Below are 22,170 nucleotides of genomic sequence, written 5' to 3'. Positions count from 1 at the left end.
AACCCTTACATGCCAATCAAAGTCGCCGCAGTCGGCACTGGCAACGTCGGCCGCCATGCCCTGACTCAACTCATCAATGACCCCGCCTACGAACTGACCGGCGTCTGGGTGTCCTCGGCCGCCAAGGCCGGCAAGGACGCCGGAGAGCTTGCCGGACTTGAGGTTTCGACCGGAATCAAGGCCACCAACGACCTCGACGCCATCCTGGCCGGCAAGCCGGACTGCGTCGTCTACACCGCCATGGCCGACAACCGGCTGCCCGAAGCGCTCGAAGATTACCGGCGCATCCTGGCCGCCGGGGTCAATGTCGTCGCCAGTGCGGCAGTGTTCCTGCAGTACCCGTGGCAGGTGCTGCCCGCCGAACTGATCGCGCCGCTCGAAGACGCCACGCAGGAGGGCTGTTCGAGCCTATTTGTTAATGGCATCGACCCCGGATTCGCCAATGACCTTCTCCCCCTTGCCCTCATGGGCACCTGCCAGAGCATCGAGCAGGTCCGGTGCATGGAGATCGTCGACTACGCCACCTACGACAGCGCGACGGTGATGTTCGACGTGATGGGCTTCGGCAAGCCCATCGACGAGCTGCCGATGCTGCTGCAGCCCGGCGTGCTCAGCCTGGCCTGGGGTTCGGTGGTGCGCCAGCTGGCCGCGGGCCTCGGCATCGAGCTCGACGAGCTGACCGAGGAGCACACCCGGGTGCCGGCACCCGAGGACTTCGACATCGCGTCGGGCCACATCCCCGCGGGCACCACGGCGGCCATGCGGTTCGAGGTGCGCGGCATGAAAGACGGCCGCCCGGCCGTCGTGCTGGAGCACATCACCCGCCTGCGTGACGACCTGTGCCCCGACTGGCCGCAGCCGGCCCAGGAGGGCGGCTCGTACCGCGTCGAGGTGACCGGCGAGCCGTCGTACGCCCTTGACCTGTGTCTCAGCAGCCGCAAGGGCGACCACAATCACGCCGGACTCGTGGCTACCGCGGCGCGCGTCGTGAACGCCATTCCCGCAGTCGTCGCCGCCGAGCCGGGCATCCGGACGACGCTGGATCTGCCGCTCATCACCGGAAAAGGCCTGTACCGCCCCAACTGACGCCGTCGAAAATAGAGTCATTCGTCGCTAGCGGGTGACCTACCTCTCAAAGCCAGAATCACTGCGTCCGATTCTGAGCCTTTGAAAGGGCCCGCTATGCACACCGCCGCTCGACCGTTCGCTTCCGTCGGCGTGTCCCTGGCTGGGGCCGCGGCTATCGCCGTTGCCCCGGTCATGGCGCCGACCGTCAGTACCCAGATCCACCACATGGAAGCGCAGATCGAGCGCACCGCCGTACGCCTGACCGCCGCCGTCGATCCCTTCGCCGCATTCGGTGCAGCGTTCAAGAACACCGTCGCCAGCCTGCAGACCATCGTCAGCACGGCGCAGACCAACGGGCCGACGCCGATTCTGACGGCAGCGCTCAACAACCAGCTCGCCGCCCTTCAGGACCTCCTGAAACTGGTGTCGTCGCCCGGTTCGGTGACGGTCGATCCCACTCCACAACCGGCTGTTCCGTTCGCGTCCGCCCCGCCGTTGCTGAACGCGCTGGGCAGCACCCTCGGCCAGATCGGGACCAACCTCACCACCGCGGTACCGCCGCTGTTGGCCGCCGCCGTCAACGACCTGGCGAAGGGCAACGTCGAAGATGCGACCAATCAGCTGCTGCTGGTCGGCTTGAATGCGTTGATCCCGCTGACCAATCTGCTCGCACCCGCCATCAACTCGATCGCCTACCCGCTGCAAGGTCTCGTCACAGCCATCGACAAGCTCGGCCCGCTGGGAGTCATCGCCGCCAACCCGCTGCAGAACGCCGTCAACGTGCTCAACACGCTCAACCAGGGCTTCGGTGGGCTGCAACCGTCCAATGCCCTCGTCATCGTCGGTGGTCTGCTCGGCCCGCTGATCCAAGCGCCCGCCGCGCTGGGCGCCGCGGTGCAGGACGTCATCGACGCCACGCGCACCGGCGACCTCGGCAAGGTGGCCACCTCGCTCATCTCGATTCCCGCGACGGTCCTCAACGGGGTCCTCAACGGCGGCTACGGCCCGGACCTGTCGACCGTGATCAACACGGGCCTGCCCGGCGTGCCGCTGTACGCAGGCGGACTGCTGACCTCGTTCGGCATCAACATCGGCGGTGGACCGCTCGGCTTCACCGTCAACTTGCCGGGCCCGGTCGCCGCACTGCAGCTCATGCAGAAACTCGTCGCCGACGCGCTCAAGCCGCCGCCGATCAAGACGGCTACGACGGCTGTCGCAGCCACCGCACCTGTCGCCGCCAACTCGGTGCCCGCCGCCGACGCGACGACCGTCGCACTGCCGGCCGCGGCCGTCGTCAAGGCCCTGCCGGCTGCGCCGTCAAAGACCACGGCAACCACCAAGCCTGTTGACCAGACCACGACGAAGACGGATACGACGAAGACCGACACCACGAGTTCGACGGAGACGCCCACGAAAACTGGTGCGACAAAGCCTGATTCGTCGGCCGAGACAGGGACGACCAAGCCCGCGGACACCGCCGGCAGCGAGGGTACCGCCAAGCCCGCGGACGCCGGCACCGGAAAGACCCCCACCAAGGGCGGCGACACCAAGGGTGCGGACACCAAGGCTGACCCGAAGCCTGCCAAGCCCGCCAAACCCCACACCAAGCCCAGCAAGACCGACGCCAAGCCCGCCAAGGCATCTCACGGCGCCGAGCACGCCAAGTAGGACATCGAATGTTGGCTGGTGGTCGAGGATTTCGCGAATTCTCGACCACCAGCCGACACTCGGGGCGAACTAGCTCGAAGCCGCGGCCTGAATCAGCATGTCCGCCAGGGCCGCGGTGGCCGGGGTCAGACGGTCCATCGGCTGCGACGCCAGATAGACCTGCCACCTGACGGTGTGACTCAATTCGATGGCTCGCAGATCGTCGAATTCCGCGCATTCCGACGCGGGCATGAAGGTGGTCCCCAGCCCTTGGCGAACCAGTTCACCCACAACCGAGAAGCCGGCCGGAATCACATGGACGGGCCGCGACTGGGCGCCCGCCGCCAGAAAAGCGTTGTCCATCAAGGAGCGAAAGCCCCAATCCGGCGGGAACCCGATCAGGTCCTCAGCTGCCAGGTCGATCAGACCGACCGTCCGCTCCGACGCCATCGGGTGATCAGCGCGGCACACGAAGAACATCGGTTCCTCGAACATCAACCGCATTTCGAGTTGCGGAGGAAATCTGTTGGGCACCGAGACCAGAGCCAGATCCAAGGAGCCGTCGACCAGTGCCGACAGATATGCCGAGGCGCCAGATTGATTGAGTTGCAACCGAAGCCGAACAAAGGGGTGCGCTCGGTGAAACTCGCCGAGCACCTGGGCGACATTCATGGGGCCGTACGAGATCAATGACCCGAACTCGACGCTACCCATCAGCTGGCCGCGACTGGATGCCACCGATTCTGCAGCCGAACCCGCGACGCGCAACAGTTCGTGCGCCTGGGCGAGGAATCGTTCGCCAGCGACGGTGAGCTCGATCTGCTGACGGGAGCGATCGAACAACTGCACACCGAGCTCACGCTCCAGCTTCGCAATCGACGTCGAGATGGCTGACTGCACGACATGGACCCGACGTGCGGCGCGGGTAAAGCTCCGCTCGATGGCGACCGCCACAAAATGCTCGACCTGCCGTAGCTCCACGCGGCAGATTATCTACGTCGTAGATGGGACTTATCAATATCTGTCGTTAGACGTGCTGACCGATCGGATGTCTCATGGTTCTTGTGAACACCGCGTCGACGCAGCTCATCGGGCGCGACGCGGAACTCACGGTGCTGCGGGACGCCATCGCGTCACCGCCGCGCGGACAGGTCATCGTCATCTCCGGGGCATTGGGCTCAGGAAAGACATCCCTGCTCGTCGCCGCCGAGCGCCAAGCTGATGCGTTGGGCCATCGCGTCCTCGGAATCGCCGGACTGCCCGGTGAGACCGGCACCCCGCTGGGTGGCCTCCATCGACTCCTGCGGGCGTTGAACGACGCCGAAGCCAACCCATACGGCCGGGCCAACATCATCGAAACCCTTTTCAGCACACCACTGTTCGGCGATCAGATACACACCGCCAGACTGGCCACGGCGCTGCTCGAACTCTTGGACGCGGTACCGCGGCGACAGCCGGTCCTGGTCACCGTCGACGACGCCCACTGGCTCGACGAGCAGTCCCGCAGCGTCCTGCTGTTCGCCGCCCGCCGCAGCGCGGGCCGCCCGATCACCGTCGCGCTGACGCTGCCCGACACCGTTGCCGCGACGGGGCTGGCGGGTCGGTCGGCCGTCGAAATTCCGCTCGCACCAATGACTCTCGACCAGTCGATCGAGCTGCTGGAGGCTCAACCCACACCGCCGAGTGGACTACTGCGCGAGCAGATCCTGAAACAGTCCGCGGGCAACGCCGCTGCGATCATCCACTTTTCCAGCACGACTGCCGGCGCAACCCCCTCGGCGGGCTACGCACCGGACCCACTGCCGCTGCCGATCAGCGTCCACGCGATCTATGCACAGCACCTGGCCCATCTCCCCTCATCGACGCGTGCCGCGCTCGTCGTCGTCGCGGCCGCGTCCGCCGCAGATCTGCACGGGCTGCCCCCGGGAGCATTGGCCGACCCGGCGGTCCTGGCACCGGCAGAGACCGCAGGCGTCGTGCGGGTTGAATCAGCACGCATCAACCCCGTCAATCCGCTCATCCGGTCTGCCGCGTATTACGGGGCGCCGCTGACCGCTCGGCAAGACGCGCATCAACTCCTGGCGGATGCGCTGAATGCGTTGCCGCAACGCCAGACCTGGCACCGCGCCCATGCCGCATCATCGGCCACCGGCAATCCACATGACCGGATCCGCGCACTGACCGCACACGGGATGACCACGATGTGGCATGACGGGCGGGCTGCTGCCGTGACCCTCCTGACCGCGGCCGACGAAGCGCTCCGGCTGGAACCCGCGCTGGCCTGGGAACCGCTGCGCGTGGCGGCCGCCGCGGCATTCCTGTCCGGTGATCCGTCCGCGTATCGGGACACAGCGAAGGCGCTACAGCGTCTTGATGACTCGATGCCGGTGACCGCGGGCGGCTCGTCGACTTCGCGACTGTGGGTCTGGGCGGTGACCGACTCGCTGCGCACGCAGGCCGACATGGCCTCGTTCAGCAGCCGACCGATCGAGGGTCTGGGAGTTCTGGACCTGAGCCTGATCGGGCTGGCGGCCGGCGTGACAGACGAGTCCGAGCTCAGCATCAGAACTTTGCGGATCGCACAATCCCTGATGACACAACATGATTCGACGAACGGGCACGCGCTGACGACCGCGGTCCTGGCCTGGTCGTGTGTCGACACCGGGCGCTGGGACGAGGCCCTGCGGATCACCAGCCAACTACACACGCTCGGAGCTGTCAGCGATCAACCACTGGTGACCGCAACCGGGGACCTGATTCGAGCGACGGTCGCAACGCGGCGCGGCGACACCGCAGCGGCTCGGGTCCAGCTGACCGCGGCCCTCAATGTGCTGGACTTCCAAGACAACCGATTGCACTCCGCGCAGGCACACCACGTGCTCGGGCTGATCAATATCGTGGAGGGCAACGACCTCGGCGCCTATGGCCACCTCGCCGAACTGTTCACCGCCTCCGGCGTGCCGCTGCACCCGCACGTATCCTTCCGCGCTCTCGTCGACTTCGCCGAGGCGGCAGCGCGGACGGGCATGGCCGACGACGCAAGGCGCAGATTCACCGCAGCCCTGACGCACCTGCCGCAGCCGCGCTCCGCTCGCCTCGACCAGCTGCTGAACCACGCCGCGGCTCTGCTCAACGTCGGAGATGTCGGCGACGCCCTGGCCCGGACGCTCGCCGACCCCGCCGGTGAGCAGTGGCCCTTCGAACGCGCCCGGTTGCGACTCAGTTACTCAGGCTGGCTTCGGCGCAGCCGCCGACGCAAAGAAGCCCGCCAGCACATCTCCGCCGCACTGGCGACCTTCGAGAAGCTGGGGGCCAGACCATGGCTGGAAATCTGCGCGCGGGAGTTGCGCGCATCCGGCGTTCCCACGACAGCGCCGGCGATACCGTCCACCGGACAGTTGAGTCCCCAGGAGCATCAGGTCGTCTACCTCGCCGGCCGCGGCCTGACGAACCCGCAGATCGCGGCACGCCTTCAGCTGTCGACTCGCACCGTGTCCGGATACCTCTACCGGTCATTTCCGAAGCTGGGCGTCACCAGCCGGCATCAGATCCGCGACATCCCGCCGCCGCCCGACACATTTCCCCAATCGCAAGGTTTCGGCTAACCTAACTTTTCTATTCGCAGACCCGGATAGAGAGTGAGTGCAGTGCTGACCGAGACCCGCGCACCGTCGCGCCCAACGTGGTCCTTGCTGGGCCCGGCGTTCGTCGCCGCCATCGCCTATGTGGATCCCGGCAACGTCGCGGCCAACATCAGCGCGGGCGCGAAGTTCGGCTTCCTGTTGGTGTGGGTCATCCTGCTCGCGAATGTCATGGCCGGCCTGGTGCAGTACCTGTCAGCCAAGCTGGGCCTGACGACCGGCCGCTCACTGCCGGAACTGGTCGCCGAGAACTGCCGCACCCCAACCCGGATCGCATTCTGGGTCCAGGCCGAAATGGTCGCGGTCGCAACCGATCTCGCCGAGGTCGTGGGCGGCGCCATCGCGCTGCAACTGCTGTTCGACCTGCCCCTGCTCGTGGGCGGCGTGATCACCGGCGTGGTCTCCATGTGCCTGCTGTCGGTGCAGAACCGCGGCAGTCAGCGCGCGTTCGAGCGAATCATCGCCGGACTGCTGGCGATCATCACCATCGGCTTCCTCACCAGCCTTTTCGTCGATCCGCCCGCTGCGGGCGATGTGATCGGCGGCATGGTGCCGCACTTCGCCGGAGCCGAGAGCCTCCTGCTGGCCACCGCGATCCTGGGCGCGACGGTCATGCCGCACGTCGTCTACCTGCACTCCGGCCTGGCCCGCGACCGGCACGGAAAGCCGGAAGCCGGCGCTCCCCTGCGCCACATGCTGCGCGTCACCCGCTTCGATGTCGGCTTGGCGATGGTCGTCGCGGGTGCGGTGAACCTGTCGATGCTGCTGGTCGCGGCGACGCACCTGCAGGGCGTCGAAGGCACCGACACCATCGCGGGCGCACACGCCGCGGTCGGCAACGCCCTCGGTCCGGCGGTCGCACTGTGCTTCGCCATCGGCCTGCTGGCCTCGGGCCTGGCGTCCTCCTCGGTTGGCGCGTACGCCGGCGCGATGATCATGCAGGGCCTGCTCAACCGGTCGTACCCGCTGCTGCTCCGACGGGCGGTCACGGTCATTCCGGCGCTGGTGGTGCTGGCCGTCGGCTTCGACCCGACGCGCGCATTGGTCATCTCCCAGGTGGTGCTGTCGTTCGGCATCCCGTTCGCGCTGATTCCGCTGATCCGGCTGACCAGCAACCGCGCCGTGATGGGCGAGAGCATCAACCACCGCGTCGTCACGACACTGGGATGGACTGTGGCCGTGGTGATTTCGGTGCTGAACGTGGTGCTGATCTACCTGACCGTCACGGGCTGATCGCGGCCGCGATCTCGCCGCTGCGGACGGCCACGTTCGACAGCAGCGTCGCGCCGAGCCCGTGGCTGTGTTCGACCGTCGCGCCGTTGAGATAGATGTCACCGGGAGCACCCGGCCTGGCCACCAACTTGTAGTCGCGGGTGGCCATCGGGCGGCCCCGCTCGTCGAACTCGTAGCAGGACGCCAGCTCGCCCAGGAACGCCGACACATCCATCGGCGCATAGCCGGTCGCGTACACCACGGCGTCGCAGCGCACGGTCTCGGTCGTGTTGTCGATGAGGTTGCGCACGCCGAGGCGCACCTCCGCCTCGTCCTCATCGGCGCCGACGACGGCGCAGGTCCGGTGGATGAACAGTCGAAGGTCCCCGCTCACGCGTTCTCCGTACTCGCGCTCGTACAGGTCCGCGATGAGGTCGACGTCGACGGCCGAGTAATTCGCCGACCGGTGATAGTCGAGTAGCCGCTGCCGCTCGACGCTGTCCGCGCCATAGAACTCGTCGACCGCCGACGGATCGAAGATGCGGTTCACGAACGCACTGTCGTCGGCGAGGCTGTACCCGTACCGGCTGAACACGGCGTGCACCTCGGCGAGCGGATAGGTGCGGTGCAGATAGGCGACCACCTCCGCGGCGCTCTGCCCTGCCCCCACCACGGCGAAGCGACCGCGTGCCACGGAGCCAAGGGCCGCCAAGGCGCTGAGCAGTTGGTGGCTGTGCCACTGGCGCAGGCTCGGCCGCGTGCCGGCGGGCAGTACCGGATGCAGACCCGTGCCCAGCACCAGGGTTCGCGCCGAGATGACCTCGTCAGGGTCCAGCCGTACCGCGAATCCGGCATCATTCGCCGTCACCCCGGCCACGCGGTGGCCGTAGCGCACGTCGGCGGCGAACTGGTCGGCCGCCCACTGCAGGTAGTCGTGGAACTCGTGCCGGCTGGGAAACACGTCATGGCGACCGATGAAGTCGACCAGCCTGCCGCGCTCGCTGAGATAGTTCACGAACGAGAAGGCACTCTGCGGATTGCGCAGCGTCGCCAGGTCTTTGAGAAACGGGATCTGCATCCGGGTGCCGGGCAACAACATGTCGCGGTGCCAACCGAACCGCGGCTGGGCATCGACGAATCGACCGCGCACGCCACGCTCGGCAAGGGCCACCGCCAGAGCCAGATTCGATGGCCCGAATCCGATCCCCAGCATGTCGGCCTCAAACACGGGTCAGCCGAGCGAGATAGAGCTGATGCACCATGTCCCGATTGATCAACACCACGAAATCGGCCATGTCGAATTCCGGGTCGTAAGACGGTTCCCCACAAATCAAGCCGCCTATCCGCAGGCTGCCGGCGACCATCGGCGGAATCCGCACCCGGCCCGGATCGGGCAGCTCTGCCAGCGGAGTTCCGTTGACCTGTACCGGATTTCGTGGTGTGACCCGGAATTCCTCGGGCGCCGGGTGCTTCCGGAAGGCCCGGTCCAGGACGCCGCGCACCAGCGCACCGCGCGGACCACCATCCTCCATGCGCACCGACAGACTGCCGATCGCCCACCGATAGCCGGTCAGTTCCTGATACCGCAGGATGCCGGCCCACAGCATGGCCATCACCGCGCCGCTGCGATGGTCGGGATGCACACTGGCCCGGCCCAACTCGACCAGCGACGGCCGCAACGCGTCGATGCCGGCACTCATCTCGAAGTTGGTGTCGGTGAAGATGCCGCCGGCCGCCAGGGCGCCGTCCGGGGGCAGCAACCGATAGCAGCCGACGATCGCCCCGGTTTCTTCGTCGCGGGCCAGCAGATGATCGCTGTATGCGTCGAAGCGGTCGGTGTCGATCATCTCGCCGGTGCGCGGTCCTCGAATCGCTTGCGGGAGAGCGGCACCCAGCTCCTCGGCGAACGTCTGATATCGCAATCGCTGGGCCGCTTCGACCTCGTCGGGGTCATCGGAGATCACGACGCTGTACCGCCCCCCTGAGAAGAGAACAGCAGCGCCGACCATAAGGCTTGAACGTATCCGCATCCAGCCCCGGCCGTAGCAACTTTGGCTAATCCACAGTATCGGCGCGAATTGTTTGCCGGGCCCCTATCCGGATGAGCAGCGCCACGGTCACCGTGGCGACGGTGGCAGCCAGCGCGGCGGCGGTCAGAGCGGACTCCATGCCGGCCGCACTGGCCTCGCGCGCGAACGTCGCGAGTGCCGGACGCATCCGGTCGGGTACCGCCTCGAGCGCCCGCAGCCCGGCGCCGGCGGCCAGCCCGTCACTCAGCTGCCCGGCAGCGTCGGCGCCAAGCCCTGGCACAGCGGAAAGCCGCGCCGCGGCAAGGTCGCCCGCGTGCCGGCTGAACAGTGCACCGAGGCCGGCGACGCCGGCCAGAATGCCGATCTGACGCGCGGTGCTGACCGTGCCCGTCGCCATCCCGGCGTTGGCGACCGACACGAAACGCAGCGCCGCGTCAGACGTCAGCGCAGACAGTCCACCGAGTCCCAATCCCGCCACGACGCACCCGGCGATGAAATGCGTCCACGTCGTACTCGCGTTTACTGCGGTCATCATCCACATGCCCACGGCAATCAATGCGACGCCGGCGGGTACGGTCGCCGCCACCGGTATCCGCCGCGCCGCGAGCATCGCCAATGGGGCGCCCACCACGATGGCCAGCGTCAGCGGCAGCGCCCGCAATCCAGCGCCAAACGGACTGAACCCCAAGGTGTTCATGAAGTACAGCGCGAGGTAGTTGGTCGACGCGATCAGCGTCCCGCTGGCGGCGAACGCGGCCAGAGAGACACCGGCGAAACCGGGAACGGAAAGCAGCCGCACATCCAGCATCGGCTCGGCCTGGCGTAACTCGTGCCACGCGAAGGCCGCCAGCGCAGCCACGCAGAATGCGCTCAGCCCCAACATGATCGGGCTGCTCCACCCGAAGCGGTTGCCCTCGATCAGCACGTACACACCGGCGAACAACGCCGCCGTCAGCACCGCCGTGCCCCAGACGTCGACCGGACGGGAGTGTGCCACGACGGTTTCCGGGACGGCGAAGATGACGATGTACAGCGCGAGCACCCCGACCGGCAGGTTGATCAGGAAGATCGACGGCCACCCATACGCGGTGACCAGCGCGCCGCCCAGCAGCGGCCCGACGGCACCGCCGGCCCCCATCGCCGCGCCGTACGCGGCGATCGCGCCCGCCCGATGCCGCACATCGGGGAACGCGGCCGCGATCATCGGCAGCGAGACCCCGAGCAGCACCGCGCCGGCCGAGCCCTGCACCGCCCGAAGTCCGTTGAGCACGTCGATGTTGCGGGCCAGCGCGCACCCGGCGGACGCGAACATGAACACCACCAGCCCGCCGAGATACAACCTCCGCCGCCCCAACCGGTCGCCCACCGTCGCCGCGGTCAGCAGCAATCCGGCCATCGGCAGCGCATAGGCGTCGACCACCCACTGCAACCCGGACAGGTGGGCGCCGAGAGAAGCCTGGATATCGGCCAGCGCCGCCGCGACGATCGTCATGTCGAGCAGCAGCATGAACACCACGACGCAGACCGCGGTCAGGGTCAGTCTGGCGTTCACACCTGCAGTTTGCACCGGCGGGTGCGCCCTGCGTGTCCGTAAGGTCGAACACATGACGAGAGATTTCCGGTTCGGAGTCGGCCTGCGACATACCGACAGTCCGTCAGCGGTCCAGGACGCGGCGCGCCGCGGTGAGGACCTCGGGTATGACGTCCTCCTGGTGCCTGACCATCTGGGCGCGCCGGCCCCGTTTCCGGTGCTGGCGACGGCCGCCGCGGCGACCAACTCCCTGCACCTGGGCACCTTCGTCTTCAACGCGTGCTTCTACAAACCGGCGCTGCTGGCTCGCGATATCGCGGCCATGCGCGACCTGACCGAAGGGCGTTTCGAGACGGGTCTGGGCGCCGGTTACGTCAAGGAAGAGTTCGACGCCGCCGAGCTGCCGTTCCCCAGCGCCGGGAAGCGGGTGGAGTACACAGCGCACGTCACCTCGTACCTACGCACGCACCTGCCCGATGTGCCGGTGATGATCGCCGGTGCCGGCGACAAGCTGCTGACCGTCGCCGCGCAGCAGGCACAGATCATCGGGCTGACCGGCGGCGGACCGCGCACCGACGAGCACGATCCACTTGCCGAGCGAATTTCGTTCGTGCGCACCGCCGCCGGTGCCCGGTTCGACGAGCTGGAGCTGAACCTGGCCATCACCGCGGTGCCGACCGACGGGTCCGGGATACCGAATCTGTCGATGACCCGACACTTCCAGCCCGAGCTCAGCGATGCCGAACTGATGACGACGCCCGGCGTGCTCAGCGGCAGCACCGCCGACATGGCCGACCGGATCCGCGAACTCCGGGATCGCTACGGGGTGAGTTACTTCATTGTTCAGCAGCAGCATTCAGAGGCCTTCGCGAAGGTCATCGCAGAACTGCGCTGACGGCCGCAGCCGGACTGGTCTGTCCCAGGGGCTCGTAGACAGCCACCTGCATCACGGCGTTCAGGATCAGTTGCGCGACGCCGTCCCACGGCGTCGCCTGCACCGACTGGGTGGACGCGAACGGCAGAGCCACCGCGGTGGCGGGACCGGCTTTGGTGGCGATCTCGATCGTCTGCTGTGGCGATCCGTAGATGCCGGTGTGGGTGCCGGCGAACATGTCATTGATCCATCCGCCGGCGAGGATCTTCTCCGCTTCCACGTTCGACGATTTCGAGAAACCGGCGATCGCATACTCGGCGAACTGCAGCACCGGATTGGCACCCTGCAGCGCGTCGATGTGCCGACCTCCGATGAGCATGACCCCGTTGAACTGCCCGGGTCGAGCCGTTTCGAGCTCCTGCCCGACCAGACCGTCCCTGTTCCACACGTACGGTTCGGATGAAATATCGTAAATCGGAAGGTAATTGGCGCCAGTCAACTTCTGCAGCGTGGTCGGCACCACGTTGTTCAGATCGACGGAGTCCATCAACACGACGCCCTGCAGGTTCTCGATGGCGCCGTTGTCCGCCATGCGGCCGGCGGCCGCGGTAACCAGCGCGCCGCCGAGCGAGTGCCCGACGAGAACGAATTTCGTCGGCAACGTCATCTGGTGTCCGGCTGCGGCACTTGCACTTTCGGTCAGCGCCGAACGGTCACCGGCGAACAAGTTTGCCACGGCCTGCTGATCTGCCGAACCTCCGAGCCATCGAGCATTCGGGTCGAATGCATTGGAGGACAGTGTTGGAGCCACCACAATGCTGTTGGTGCTCTGCGCCAGCGCGGCGAGTGTGTAGCTGTACATCGGGGCGACGGCCATGAACCCGTGCTGGAAATAGATCATCCGGGTCGTCGTGTCGGCGTGCTCGGGGAAATACCAGTTCGCCTGGACCTTCTGCCCGGTGTCCGGCATGGTCAGGCTGGACACCTTGACGGTGACCGTGCTGCCGCGCGGCAGTACCGGCGGGCCGGCAAACGCGAGCATGGCGCCGCCGATCACGTTGAAGACGAACGATCCGATGACGTTGATCAGGCTGGGCCGTGCGGTTTTGGCGACGGTGGTCGTGGTGGGTGCCGCGGCGGTGGTCGTGCTGGTGGCAGCAACTGCAGCCGTCTTGACCACGGCGCTCGGCTGCGACGTTGTCGCTGAAGCTGCTTGCGCGGCGGCGACCATCGGCGCCTGCGACTGCGTGGCCGGCACGTCGTGCAGAAGCTTCGCGAGCGGGGCCGGCGGCTTCGGCCGAACCGAGCGCGCCCGAGCCACCTTCTCCGGGTTCGTGGGTTCGGCCGTCTCGCGCTTCTCGGATTTGGCCTTGTCGGGCTTGCCGGATTCCGTGGCCTTCTTATTGCGCGGAGGGTGGTCGGCAGACTTGCGCGCGTGCGCATCAGTCGATGGCTTCGCCTTCCCGATTTGCGACGACGCGGTCTGTGATGACGCATTACTCCCGCCGTGGTGGGGGCCGGAAGCGTCGTCGGCCCACGCCGGCGCGATCGGTAACCAGAGCGCCATAACTCCCGATGCCAGCAGTACCCACACAGATCTGGACAACCTCGTCATCAACCGCACGCTAGCCCGCGTCCCGGCCCATCGAGGAAAAATGAACAAATTTGTTCTGATGTTTCATTAATGATCCGGGCCGCTGGTCAGCGCTGCGGGCTGCGGCATACTGGTGATCCCATTGGCCCACCCCGGCAGGACCATCGAGTGTCAGCACCGCAGCGCAGGCCCCGAGGGCGGCCTGTCGGTGGCGGCAACAACACCGAGCAGGCCCGACAGGTGCTGCTCGACGCTGCGGAGCAGTACTTCGTCGAGGGCGGCAGCGCCACCTTCACCATGGAGGTCATCGCGGCCGAAGCCGGCTATTCAAGGAGCGCGGTCTATCGGCAGTTCGCCAACCGCAAGGAGCTGATCGCCGCCTTGGTGCAGCGCACCACCGAGCGGCACATGCTGGCGATGCTGCAACAGATGGCGGCCGACGCGACGCCGGTCGACCTGTTGGTCGACAGCCTGGTCATCGTCGCGACCCAACTGGTACGCGACCCACTGCTCAGAACCATCGCTGCCCAGACTCCCGATGGCACGGTCGTCGCGCTGATCGCCAACGACGGATCGCTGACCCAGACGGTCCAGTCGATGGTCGAAGGGATGCTAGCCGACACCACGACAACGCAGTTCCGAGCCGGCCTGCACCCACACGATCTGGCGCAGTTCATCATCTCGACAGCGCTGAGCCTGCTCTTGGACGTGGTGCCTGGAAGCAGTGATCCAACGGTGGCGAAGCGGTATCTCGAGACCTTCGTCTTGCCCGCGATCGTCGACAAGCCACCGCCGGTGACGCGCGTGTTTCCGGAGTAGCCGACACGGGTAGCCAACCCACGTGCTCAAAGAACTACGCTGCCGACGGATCGCCATCCTCGCCGCTGACGGTGTCGAGAGAGCCGAACTCGAGCAACCGCGCGCCGCGGTCGAGGAGGCCGGTGGTTGCGTCGAAGTGCTGTCGGTCACCGCCGGCGAAATCCAGGCCCGCAATCACGACCTCGAACCGGCAGGCAACATTGCGGTCGACCGCACAGTATCGGAAGTGCGGGTCGACGCGTTCGACGCACTGATCCTGCCGGGCGGCACGGTGAACCCCGACAAGCTGCGGCTCGACGGCACCGCGGTGGCGTTCGTCGGCGACTTCGTCCGCTCTGGCAAGCCCGTCGCCGCGATCTGCCACGGCCCGTGGACGCTGGTCGAAGCAGACGTCGTTCGCGGCCGCAGACTGACCAGCTATCCGAGCATCCGTACCGACCTTCGTAACGCCGGTGCCACGGTGGTCGATCAAACAGTGTGTATCGACGGCAATCTCATCACCAGCCGTTCGCCCGCCGATTTACCGGCGTTCTGCGAGGCCATCACCGAAGCGTTGGCGAGTACTCCGGCCCAGACCTGAGGCCGGTTCTGACGTGACAGACCAGGTGCCCTCAAGCATCCGACAACGCAACTTCGTCTTCCTCGCTGTCGTCCTCGGCATGCTGCTGGCCGCGCTCGACCAGACCATCGTCGCGACCGCGCTGCCGACGGTCGTCGCGGATCTGGGCGGCGCCGGCCACCAGTCCTGGGTCGTCACGAGTTACCTGCTCGCCTCGACGATCGTGACCGCGGTGGTCGGCAAGCTCGGCGACATCTTCGGCCGGAAGAAGGTCTTCCAGGTCGCGATCCTGCTGTTCCTGGCCGGGTCGGTCCTGTGCGGACTCTCGGAGTCGATGGGGATGCTGGTCGCCTCGCGGGCGCTGCAGGGCCTGGGCGGTGGCGCCATCACCGTGACGGCCGTCGCCGTGATCGGCGAGGTCATCCCGCTGCGCGAAAGAGGCAAGTATCAAGGCGCTTTGGGCGCGGTCTTCGGCGTCACCACCGTCGTCGGGCCGTTGCTCGGCGGGCTCTTCACCGACCACCTGGGCTGGCGGTGGGCGTTCTGGATCAACGTGCCGGTGGCGATGGTGGTCATCGCCATCGCGGCGGTGGCCATTCCGGAAATGGCCCGTGCCGGCCGGGCCGTCGTCGACTATGCCGGCATCGTCCTGGTCGGGCTCGGCGCCGCGGGCCTGACGTTGGCGACCAGCTGGGGCGGCACCACCTACGCGTGGGGTTCGGCGACGATCATCGGGTTGTTCGTTGCCTCGGTGTTGGCACTCGTCGGCTTCGTCATGGTGGAACGTCGTGCGCCCGAGCCGATTCTGCCGATGCGCTTGTTCGCCAACCCCGTCTTCACGGTGTGCTGTGTGCTCTCGTTCGTCGTCGGGTTCGCGATGCTGGGTGCGCTGACGTTCCTGCCGACCTACATGCAGTTCGTCGACGGCGTCTCAGCCACCGCGTCGGGACTACGCACCCTCCCGATGGTGGCCGGTCTACTCGTCACCTCACTGGGCAGCGGCGCGATCGTCGGCCGCACCGGCAAGTACCGGATCTTCCCGATCGCCGGCACCGCGATCATGGCACTGGGATTCCTGCTGCTGTCCCGGATGGACGCCGACACCTCGACTTTGACCCAATCACTGTTCCTGCTGATCCTCGGCACCGGCATCGGGCTGAGCATGCAGGTGCTGATTCTGGTGGTACAGAACACCGTCGACTTCGCCGATCTCGGCGTCGCCACCTCCGGCGTCACCTTCTTCCGCACCATCGGAAGTTCCTTCGGCGCCGCGATTTTCGGCTCGATGTTCGCGAACTTCCTGAGTGCCCGCATCCCAGCTGGCGCACCACCCGATCCGAAAGTGCTGCACAGCCTTCCGCACGAGACCGCCGCACCGATCATCACCGCCTATGCCGATTCCCTGAGTCAGGTGTTTCTGTTGGCGGCGCCGGTCGCGGTCGTCGGCTTCGTCCTGGCGCTCTTCCTCAAGCAGGTGCCGCTGCGCGACGCTGCCGCCAGCGGAAGCACCGACATGGGCGAGGGTTTCGGCATGCCGACCACCGAGCCGCCGGAGAAACTCCTGGAAGTCGCTGTCGGCCGGCTGTTGCAGCACAGCAACGGCATTGACCTGGAAGCGGTTGCGCGCACCTCGAACAGCCGACTGGGCACCGCACAATTGTGGGTGCTGATGCTGATCTACCGGTATGCGGCGGCGACCGGGGCCGCGGACCTGCTCGACATCGCGGACGACCGTCGCGTGCCACGGCAGGTCCTGGAACCGACCTTCGACCGGTTGGTCGCCACCGGATTTGCCATGCGCTCCGGAAACGAATACACGCTGACGCCGGCCGGCTCTGCCGAGGTGAGTGCGGCTCGCAATGTGATCTCGAGCTGGATCACCGAAACCCTCACGCAATCAGACGAATTCCACGGCGCACCCGAGCGCATTCACGTCCAGAGTGCACTCGACCGCATTGCCCGCGGTGTGCTCATCGAACGGGAGTCGGCCCGGGGAACGAAACTCGGCCCACCACATCAGTCTGTCGCCGACCTGCCCACCACCCGGATGCGCGCCGCGCGGGCCGAGGAGCCACCGACCCGGCCATTCCGCACACACGCCAGCTTGCCCCGCGGCTGAGTCACCCCGTCCGGTGCGCGGTGTGCGGTTTCGAGGGCCCCTGCCAGCCGCACCCCGACCGTCAGCGCCTCCCCGACGGCCAGCGGCCCGTGCTGCCGGATCCATGCCGACAGTGTGTTGCGGCCGCGGTACGGCATGACGATGAACGGCCGCCCGGTGAACGTCAGCCCGCTGTGCAGCACCGGCACGATATTCGGGTGACCTGATGCCCGTCCCATCGCCCGTTGCTCGCGCTCGAAGCTCTCCAGGTCGACGTCCTCTGAGTCAGTGTTGAGGACCTTGATCGCGACGACCCGGTCCAGCGACGGCTGGCGACACCGGTAGACCACGCCGAACCCGCCGCGCCCGACAGGCTCTGCACCGTAGAAGCCTTCGGCTTCGAGCTCCGCGACGATGCCGGTCGCGACGCCGCGTTGCGTTTCGTCGGGTTCGGACACGTCAGACGCCTTCGGTTCGGTTGCTGCCTTCACTTTCAATTGCCGGCTCGGCGGGCCGGAATGGGGGCCACCCGCGGAAAATTGATGCTCCTTTGTTCCTCAGAGACAACGATTCGGGGCCTCATCGACAAAAGATTGTCTCGGCGGTACCTGGGTCGCGGTGCGCGCGAGCCGTACCGTTCTGGTATCAGCTTCCCGTTGAGAAACCGCCAAATATCAACGGACCAAATACATTTCACCAATCTCAGGAGTAGAACCATGCTCGAAGCCAAGTTCATCTTCGACGGCATCGTCATTTTCGGCATCGGCCTGTGGCCGCTGCTGCTGGTCGCCGCCGCCGCCGGCGTCCGGTGGTTCAACGCCCGTCGCAGCGCCGCTGCTGCCGCCGTCCACTCGGTCGCATTGCCGCACGTCGCAGCGCCGGCCCGCGCGCGCACCCTGGCCTACGCCGGCAGCCAGTAGCAAATGCGGGCGTGAGCCCGCCCCTAAAGCCATAGAGTCGAGCGATGGCTCGCAGTCACGACACCGGGGTGCTCTCCGCCGAGACCGCCGCGATGATCGTGGACCGGTTGAGCGACAAGCTGCCGGCCATTGCCCGCTCCCTTCAGGAGTTGCTGGTCCAGGAGCGATCGGAAATGGCCGGTGAGGGCGAGCTGACAGCGCTGCTGTACGACGCGGTGCAAGGCAATCTCGAAGCATTCTTCCCCGCCATCCGCCACGGGATACCCATCGATCGCATCGAGCCGCCCACGGCTGCGCTGGAGCACGCGCGCCGGTTGGCACAGCGCGGCACCGATATGGACGAATTGGTCCGGGCCTATCGACTCGGACACCAAGGCGTCCTCAAACTGATCCTCGACGAAGTCCGGGCCGCGCAGCTCGAGACCGAACTGGGGTGGCGGGTCTTCGAAGAGATCGCCGCCAGCTCGTTCACCTACATCGACCGGGTGTCGCACCAGGTGGTGACCGCCTATCAAGCCGAGCGCGATCGATGGCTGGCCAATCGGAACCAGATACGGGCTTTACGGGTACGTGAGGTGCTCGACGGCGGCGATCTCGATGTCGATGAGACGACCGACCTCATCCAGTACCCCCTGCACCGCAGCCATCTCGCGCTCATCGTCTGGTGCGCCGAGCAGGTCGACGGCGACGAACTGGACGCCATGGAGCGGTTTGTCACCGACCTGTCTGCCACTCTGGGAGCTCGGGAGCGTCCCCTGTTCGTGGCGTCGGATCAGATGACCGGGTGGGCCTGGACAACGCCCGCTCCTGGGTCGCCCGGGTCCTCGGCCCGCTGGCCACGGATACCGACGGTGACGAGCGGCTACGGGAGACCCTCCGAGGGTTTCTGCGCAACAGCTCCAGCTTCAAATCCAGCGCCGACGAGCTGCACCTGCACGTCAACTCGGTGAAGTACCGCGTCCACCGCGCCATCGAGCGTCGTGGCAAACCAATTGAGGAAGACCGCATCGACGTGGAAGTCGCACTGCTGCTTTGCCATTGGTTCGGCGCCGCGGTCCTCGCTCCTTAACGCAACCTGTGGATTCCGGCAAAGTCCGTACACCATCCGGGTCGACAGGGGACGCTGTCAGGAGAACCAGCAGTGCCACCAGGCGCTGCCGTAACCGAGGAGCGCTTGGTGTACGCACGCTCAACCACGTTTCAGGCCGAGCCGGCGTCGATCGATACCGGTGTTGCGTACATGCGCGACACCGTGCTGCCAGCTCTCGAGGAGCTAGGGGCGGCAGGAATGTCCCTGATGGTGGATCGGCGCCTCGGCCGGTGCATCGCCACCAGCGCATGGGAGTCCGAGGCGGTGATGCACTTGACGGCACACGCCGCCCGACCGCTCGGGGAACGAGCAGCGGAGCTGATGCACGGCACCCGCAAGGAGATCAACGAGTGGGAGGTCACGGCACTGCACCGCGACCACCGCTCGCCGCAGGGCGCCTGCCTGCGGGTTGCGTGGTTCACCGTCGAGCCGCATCAGGCGGACCTCGCCACGGACTTCTACCGGACGTTGGTCCTGCCGGCAGTGCAGCAACTCGAGGGATTCTGCAGCGCCAGCCTCATGCTCGACAAACCATCCGGACTCGCCGTGTCATCGGTGACGTTCGACAGCGCCGCGGCCCTCGACCGCAACCGTGAGCAGGCCAGCGAGGTGCGCACCGAGAAGCTCGGGCAACTGGGCGGCAACCTGGTCGATATCTGCGAGTTCGAACTGGCAATTGCTCATCTGCGAGTGCCCGAACTCGTCTGAACAAGACCGTCTCGATGGGTCAGGGTCTTTGATTGACCGCATTTTCGAATCTATGTTAAATTCGATTTTATGACTGAGGCTTACATTGTTGACGCCACCCGCACTGCCGTCGGCAAGCGCGGCGGCGGGCTGTCCGGCACACACCCCGCCGACTTGGCCGCGCATGTGATCAAGACCGTGGTGAACCGTCACGACATCGACCCGGAAGCAATCGATGACGTGATCCTCGGGTGCCTCGACAACATCGGTTCGCAGGCCGGTGACATCGCCCGCACCGCGGCCCTCGCGGCCGGCCTGCCCGAATCCGTCCCCGGCGTGACAATCGACCGTCAGTGCGGCTCGGCTCAGCAGGCGGTTCACTTTGCCGCACAAGCGGTTATGAGCGGCACGTGCGACCTCATCGTCGCGGGTGGCGTGCAGAAGATGAGCCAGTACCCCATCTTGAGCGCGTTCGCCGCCGGCGAAGCGTTCGGCGCCACCGACCCGTGGACCGGCTGCGAGGGCTGGCGGGCACGCTACGGAGATCAGGAGATCTCGCAGTTCCGTGGCGCGGAACTGATTGCCGCCCACTGGAAGCTGACCCGCGAGGACAATGAGCGGTTCGCATTGACCAGCCACCAGCGTGCCCTCGCCGCCATCACGGAGGGGCGCTTTGCCCGGGAGATCACCGAACTCGCCGGAATCAGCGTCGACGAAGGGCCGCGAGCCGACACGTCACTGGAAAAGATGGCCGGCCTGAAGCCTCTGGTGGACGGCGGCGTCGTGACCGCCGCAGCGGCGAGCCAGCTCTCGGACGGCGCAGCCGCATTGCTCGTCGCCTCCGAGAGTGCGGTGGACCGGTTCGGGCTCACCCCGCGGGCCCGCATCCACCACATGTCTGTGCGCGGGGCCGATCCCGTGATGATGCTGACCGCCCCGATCCCGGCCACCCAGCACGCCTTGAAGCGTGCCGGACTGTCCATCGACGACATCGATGTCGTCGAGATCAACGAGGCGTTCGCACCGGTCGTCCTCGCCTGGCTCACCGAACTGAACGCCGACCCCGCCAAGGTCAATCCCAACGGCGGCGCCATCGCCCTCGGTCACCCGATCGGCTGTACCGGCGCCCGCCTCATGACCTCGATGCTGCACGAGCTGGAACGCACCGGCGGTCGGTACGGGCTGCAGACCATGTGCGAAGGCGGCGGGCAGGCCAACGTCACCATCATCGAGCGGCTATAGGCCATGGAGCGCACGCTCTACACCGCGGACCACACGGCGTATCGCGAGACGGTGCGCGAGTTTCTCGCGCGTGAAGTCGTTCCCCATCAACATGATTGGGATCGGGACCGCTGGATCGATCGCGCCGTATTCGCTCGCGCCGCCAAGGCGGGAATCTACGCCCTGCAGATCGACGAGCAGTACGGCGGCGCCGGCGAATCCGACTACCGCTACCGGATGGTGGTGTGCGAGGAGGTCTCCCGGATCAACGCCTTGTCGTTCGGTCTGACCGTCAGCTTGCAGGATGACCTGGTTCTGCACTATCTGCTCGACCTGACCAACGACGAACAGAAGCAGCGCTGGCTGCCCGGGTTCGCGGCCGGCGAGATCATCGGCGCGCTGGCCATGACCGAACCCGGCGCCGGCAGCGATCTACGCGGCATTCGCACCACTGCCCGGCGTGAAGGGGACACCTGGATCCTCAACGGGCAGAAGACATTCATCTCCAGCGGCATCATGTCCGACCTGGTGGTCGTTGCTGCCCGAACCGATCCCGAGGCGGGCTCGCGCGGATTCAGTCTGTTCGTCGTGGAGCGCGACACCCCGGGGTTCGAACGCGGACGCAAGCTCGACAAGATCGGGCTGCCCGCTCAGGACACCGCTGAGCTGTACTTCCGGGACGCCGAGGTACCCGCGACGAACCTGCTGGGCGAAGCGGGAATGGGCTTGCCGTACCTGATGAGTCATCTCCCACGGGAACGTCTCGGCGTCAGCGCCAAAGCGATCGCCACGACCCGTGCCATCTTCAGCAGCACTGTCGACTACTGCCGGCAGCGCCAGGCCTTCGGCAAGCCGCTCACGGACAAGCAACACATCAGGTTTGAGCTCGCCGAGATGTCGACGGAGATCGATATCGCGGAGTCCTACGTCGATCGTTCGGTGTTGGCATACAACGCCGGAACGCTCAGCGCGATCGATGCGGCCAAGGGCAAGTGGTACGTCAGCGAGCTGCAAAAGCGCGTGATCGACCGCTGCCTGCAGCTGCACGGTGGGTACGGCTACATGACTGAATATCCAGTGGCCCGAGCCTATCTCGACACTCGCATTCAAACGATCTACGGCGGAACGACCGAGATCATGAAGGAGATCATCGGCCGCGATATCGCGGCCTGCTGATTC

The 22,170-nt window shown here is 66.5% G+C and carries 17 protein-coding genes and 2 pseudogenes; 13 read left to right on the top strand and 6 right to left on the bottom strand.

Features of this window, described 5'->3' with window-relative positions; genetic code table 11:
• Positions 1–9 precede the first annotated feature (9 nt).
• Both TL10_RS00695 and TL10_RS00690 read left to right on the top strand, forming a co-directional pair.
• On the top strand, positions 10–1,086 hold the full coding sequence (locus TL10_RS00695) for an NAD(P)H-dependent amine dehydrogenase family protein (protein ID WP_043983995.1): 1,077 nt from the start codon (positions 10–12) through the stop codon (positions 1,084–1,086).
• 96 nt (positions 1,087–1,182) lie between these two features.
• Positions 1,183–2,736, top strand: coding sequence for a hypothetical protein (locus tag TL10_RS00690; RefSeq protein ID WP_043983994.1), 1,554 nt, complete (start codon positions 1,183–1,185; stop codon positions 2,734–2,736).
• A gap of 69 nt (positions 2,737–2,805) precedes the next feature.
• Here TL10_RS00690 and TL10_RS00685 read toward each other — a convergent pair whose 3' ends face one another.
• Positions 2,806–3,696, bottom strand: a complete 891-nt coding sequence (locus tag TL10_RS00685; protein WP_043983993.1) for a LysR family transcriptional regulator — start codon at positions 3,694–3,696, stop codon at positions 2,806–2,808.
• A gap of 74 nt (positions 3,697–3,770) precedes the next feature.
• On the opposite strand from TL10_RS00685, the gene TL10_RS00680 reads away from it, so the two are divergent.
• Both TL10_RS00680 and TL10_RS00675 read left to right on the top strand, forming a co-directional pair.
• A complete protein-coding gene (locus TL10_RS00680; protein ID WP_082067786.1) occupies positions 3,771–6,320 on the top strand; it encodes an AAA family ATPase in 2,550 nt (849 codons plus the stop codon).
• A 42-nt stretch (positions 6,321–6,362) separates the two neighbouring features.
• Positions 6,363–7,589: an Nramp family divalent metal transporter gene (locus TL10_RS00675; protein WP_043983991.1), complete on the top strand. Its 1,227-nt coding sequence runs from the start codon at positions 6,363–6,365 to the stop codon at positions 7,587–7,589.
• On the opposite strand, the gene TL10_RS00670 is transcribed toward TL10_RS00675, so the two are convergent.
• The 3 genes from TL10_RS00670 to TL10_RS00660 are packed head-to-tail and all read right to left on the bottom strand — an operon-like array spanning position 7,579 to position 11,138.
• Positions 7,579–8,781: a lysine N(6)-hydroxylase/L-ornithine N(5)-oxygenase family protein gene (locus tag TL10_RS00670; RefSeq protein WP_043984146.1), complete on the bottom strand. Its 1,203-nt coding sequence runs from the start codon at positions 8,779–8,781 to the stop codon at positions 7,579–7,581. The two genes, TL10_RS00675 and TL10_RS00670, sit on opposite strands and share 11 nt — an antisense overlap.
• 7 nt (positions 8,782–8,788) lie before the next feature.
• Positions 8,789–9,577, bottom strand: coding sequence for a GNAT family N-acetyltransferase (locus TL10_RS00665; protein WP_052506260.1), 789 nt, complete (start codon positions 9,575–9,577; stop codon positions 8,789–8,791).
• Positions 9,578–9,623: 46 nt separating this feature from the next.
• Complete coding sequence (locus TL10_RS00660) at positions 9,624–11,138, bottom strand: MFS transporter (protein WP_082067795.1); 1,515 nt, start codon at positions 11,136–11,138, stop codon at positions 9,624–9,626.
• A gap of 64 nt (positions 11,139–11,202) precedes the next feature.
• On the opposite strand from TL10_RS00660, the gene TL10_RS00655 reads away from it, so the two are divergent.
• Positions 11,203–12,024 (top strand): LLM class F420-dependent oxidoreductase, encoded by an 822-nt coding sequence (locus TL10_RS00655; RefSeq protein ID WP_043390730.1) that lies wholly within the window; start codon positions 11,203–11,205, stop codon positions 12,022–12,024.
• On the opposite strand, the gene TL10_RS00650 is transcribed toward TL10_RS00655, so the two are convergent.
• Complete coding sequence (locus TL10_RS00650; RefSeq protein WP_131630655.1) at positions 12,005–13,618, bottom strand: alpha/beta fold hydrolase; 1,614 nt, start codon at positions 13,616–13,618, stop codon at positions 12,005–12,007. The two genes, TL10_RS00655 and TL10_RS00650, sit on opposite strands and share 20 nt — an antisense overlap.
• Before the next feature lie 147 nt (positions 13,619–13,765).
• On the opposite strand from TL10_RS00650, the gene TL10_RS00645 reads away from it, so the two are divergent.
• From TL10_RS00645 to TL10_RS00635, 3 genes are all read left to right on the top strand, one after another.
• A complete protein-coding gene (locus TL10_RS00645) occupies positions 13,766–14,416 on the top strand; it encodes a TetR/AcrR family transcriptional regulator (RefSeq protein WP_043390728.1) in 651 nt (216 codons plus the stop codon).
• A 22-nt stretch (positions 14,417–14,438) separates the two neighbouring features.
• Positions 14,439–14,996 carry a type 1 glutamine amidotransferase domain-containing protein gene (locus TL10_RS00640; protein WP_043390726.1) on the top strand — a complete coding sequence of 186 codons (558 nt, stop codon included), beginning with the start codon at positions 14,439–14,441 and terminating at the stop codon, positions 14,994–14,996.
• Between the two features lie 79 nt (positions 14,997–15,075).
• The gene (locus tag TL10_RS00635) at positions 15,076–17,094 is read left to right on the top strand and encodes an MDR family MFS transporter (protein WP_231575471.1); all 2,019 of its coding nucleotides are present in this window, start codon (positions 15,076–15,078) and stop codon (positions 17,092–17,094) included.
• A gap of 17 nt (positions 17,095–17,111) precedes the next feature.
• On the opposite strand, the pseudogene TL10_RS00630 reads toward TL10_RS00635, so the two are convergent.
• Positions 17,112–17,531, bottom strand: a pseudogene (locus TL10_RS00630) (protein kinase domain-containing protein); the annotation flags it as partial.
• A 258-nt stretch (positions 17,532–17,789) separates the two neighbouring features.
• On the opposite strand from TL10_RS00630, the gene TL10_RS00625 reads away from it, so the two are divergent.
• From TL10_RS00625 to TL10_RS00605, 5 genes and pseudogenes are all read left to right on the top strand, one after another.
• Positions 17,790–17,993, top strand: coding sequence for a hypothetical protein (locus tag TL10_RS00625; RefSeq protein ID WP_043390723.1), 204 nt, complete (start codon positions 17,790–17,792; stop codon positions 17,991–17,993).
• 44 nt (positions 17,994–18,037) lie between these two features.
• Positions 18,038–19,062: pseudogene (locus TL10_RS00620) on the top strand (RsbRD N-terminal domain-containing protein).
• 108 nt (positions 19,063–19,170) lie between these two features.
• Positions 19,171–19,791 (top strand): hypothetical protein, encoded by a 621-nt coding sequence (locus TL10_RS00615; RefSeq protein ID WP_043390719.1) that lies wholly within the window; start codon positions 19,171–19,173, stop codon positions 19,789–19,791.
• A gap of 69 nt (positions 19,792–19,860) precedes the next feature.
• Positions 19,861–21,012, top strand: coding sequence for an acetyl-CoA C-acetyltransferase (locus TL10_RS00610; RefSeq protein WP_043983988.1), 1,152 nt, complete (start codon positions 19,861–19,863; stop codon positions 21,010–21,012).
• Positions 21,013–21,015: 3 nt separating this feature from the next.
• Positions 21,016–22,167 carry an acyl-CoA dehydrogenase family protein gene (locus TL10_RS00605; protein ID WP_043390715.1) on the top strand — a complete coding sequence of 384 codons (1,152 nt, stop codon included), beginning with the start codon at positions 21,016–21,018 and terminating at the stop codon, positions 22,165–22,167.
• Positions 22,168–22,170 lie beyond the last annotated feature (3 nt).

This window comes from Mycolicibacterium llatzerense, from assembly GCF_000878195.1.
GTDB classification, from domain to species: Bacteria; Actinomycetota; Actinomycetes; order Mycobacteriales; family Mycobacteriaceae; genus Mycobacterium; species Mycobacterium llatzerense.
The sequence above is the reverse complement of the archived record's forward strand: the minus strand, read 5'-3'. Positions and strand labels throughout refer to the sequence as shown.

Coding starts and splice junctions, on each gene's coding strand:
- TL10_RS00665 (WP_052506260.1), bottom strand. CDS start 9,577: ATGGTCGGCGCTGCTGTTCTCTTCTCAGGGGGGCGGTACAGCGTCGTG.
- TL10_RS00625 (WP_043390723.1), top strand. CDS start 17,790: ATGCTCGAAGCCAAGTTCATCTTCGACGGCATCGTCATTTTCGGCATC.
- TL10_RS00605 (WP_043390715.1), top strand. CDS start 21,016: ATGGAGCGCACGCTCTACACCGCGGACCACACGGCGTATCGCGAGACG.
- TL10_RS00650 (WP_131630655.1), bottom strand. CDS start 13,618: ATGACGAGGTTGTCCAGATCTGTGTGGGTACTGCTGGCATCGGGAGTT.
- TL10_RS00690 (WP_043983994.1), top strand. CDS start 1,183: ATGCACACCGCCGCTCGACCGTTCGCTTCCGTCGGCGTGTCCCTGGCT.
- TL10_RS00695 (WP_043983995.1), top strand. CDS start 10: ATGCCAATCAAAGTCGCCGCAGTCGGCACTGGCAACGTCGGCCGCCAT.
- TL10_RS00655 (WP_043390730.1), top strand. CDS start 11,203: ATGACGAGAGATTTCCGGTTCGGAGTCGGCCTGCGACATACCGACAGT.
- TL10_RS00670 (WP_043984146.1), bottom strand. CDS start 8,781: ATGCTGGGGATCGGATTCGGGCCATCGAATCTGGCTCTGGCGGTGGCC.
- TL10_RS00680 (WP_082067786.1), top strand. CDS start 3,771: ATGGTTCTTGTGAACACCGCGTCGACGCAGCTCATCGGGCGCGACGCG.
- TL10_RS00635 (WP_231575471.1), top strand. CDS start 15,076: ATGCTGCTGGCCGCGCTCGACCAGACCATCGTCGCGACCGCGCTGCCG.
- TL10_RS00610 (WP_043983988.1), top strand. CDS start 19,861: ATGACTGAGGCTTACATTGTTGACGCCACCCGCACTGCCGTCGGCAAG.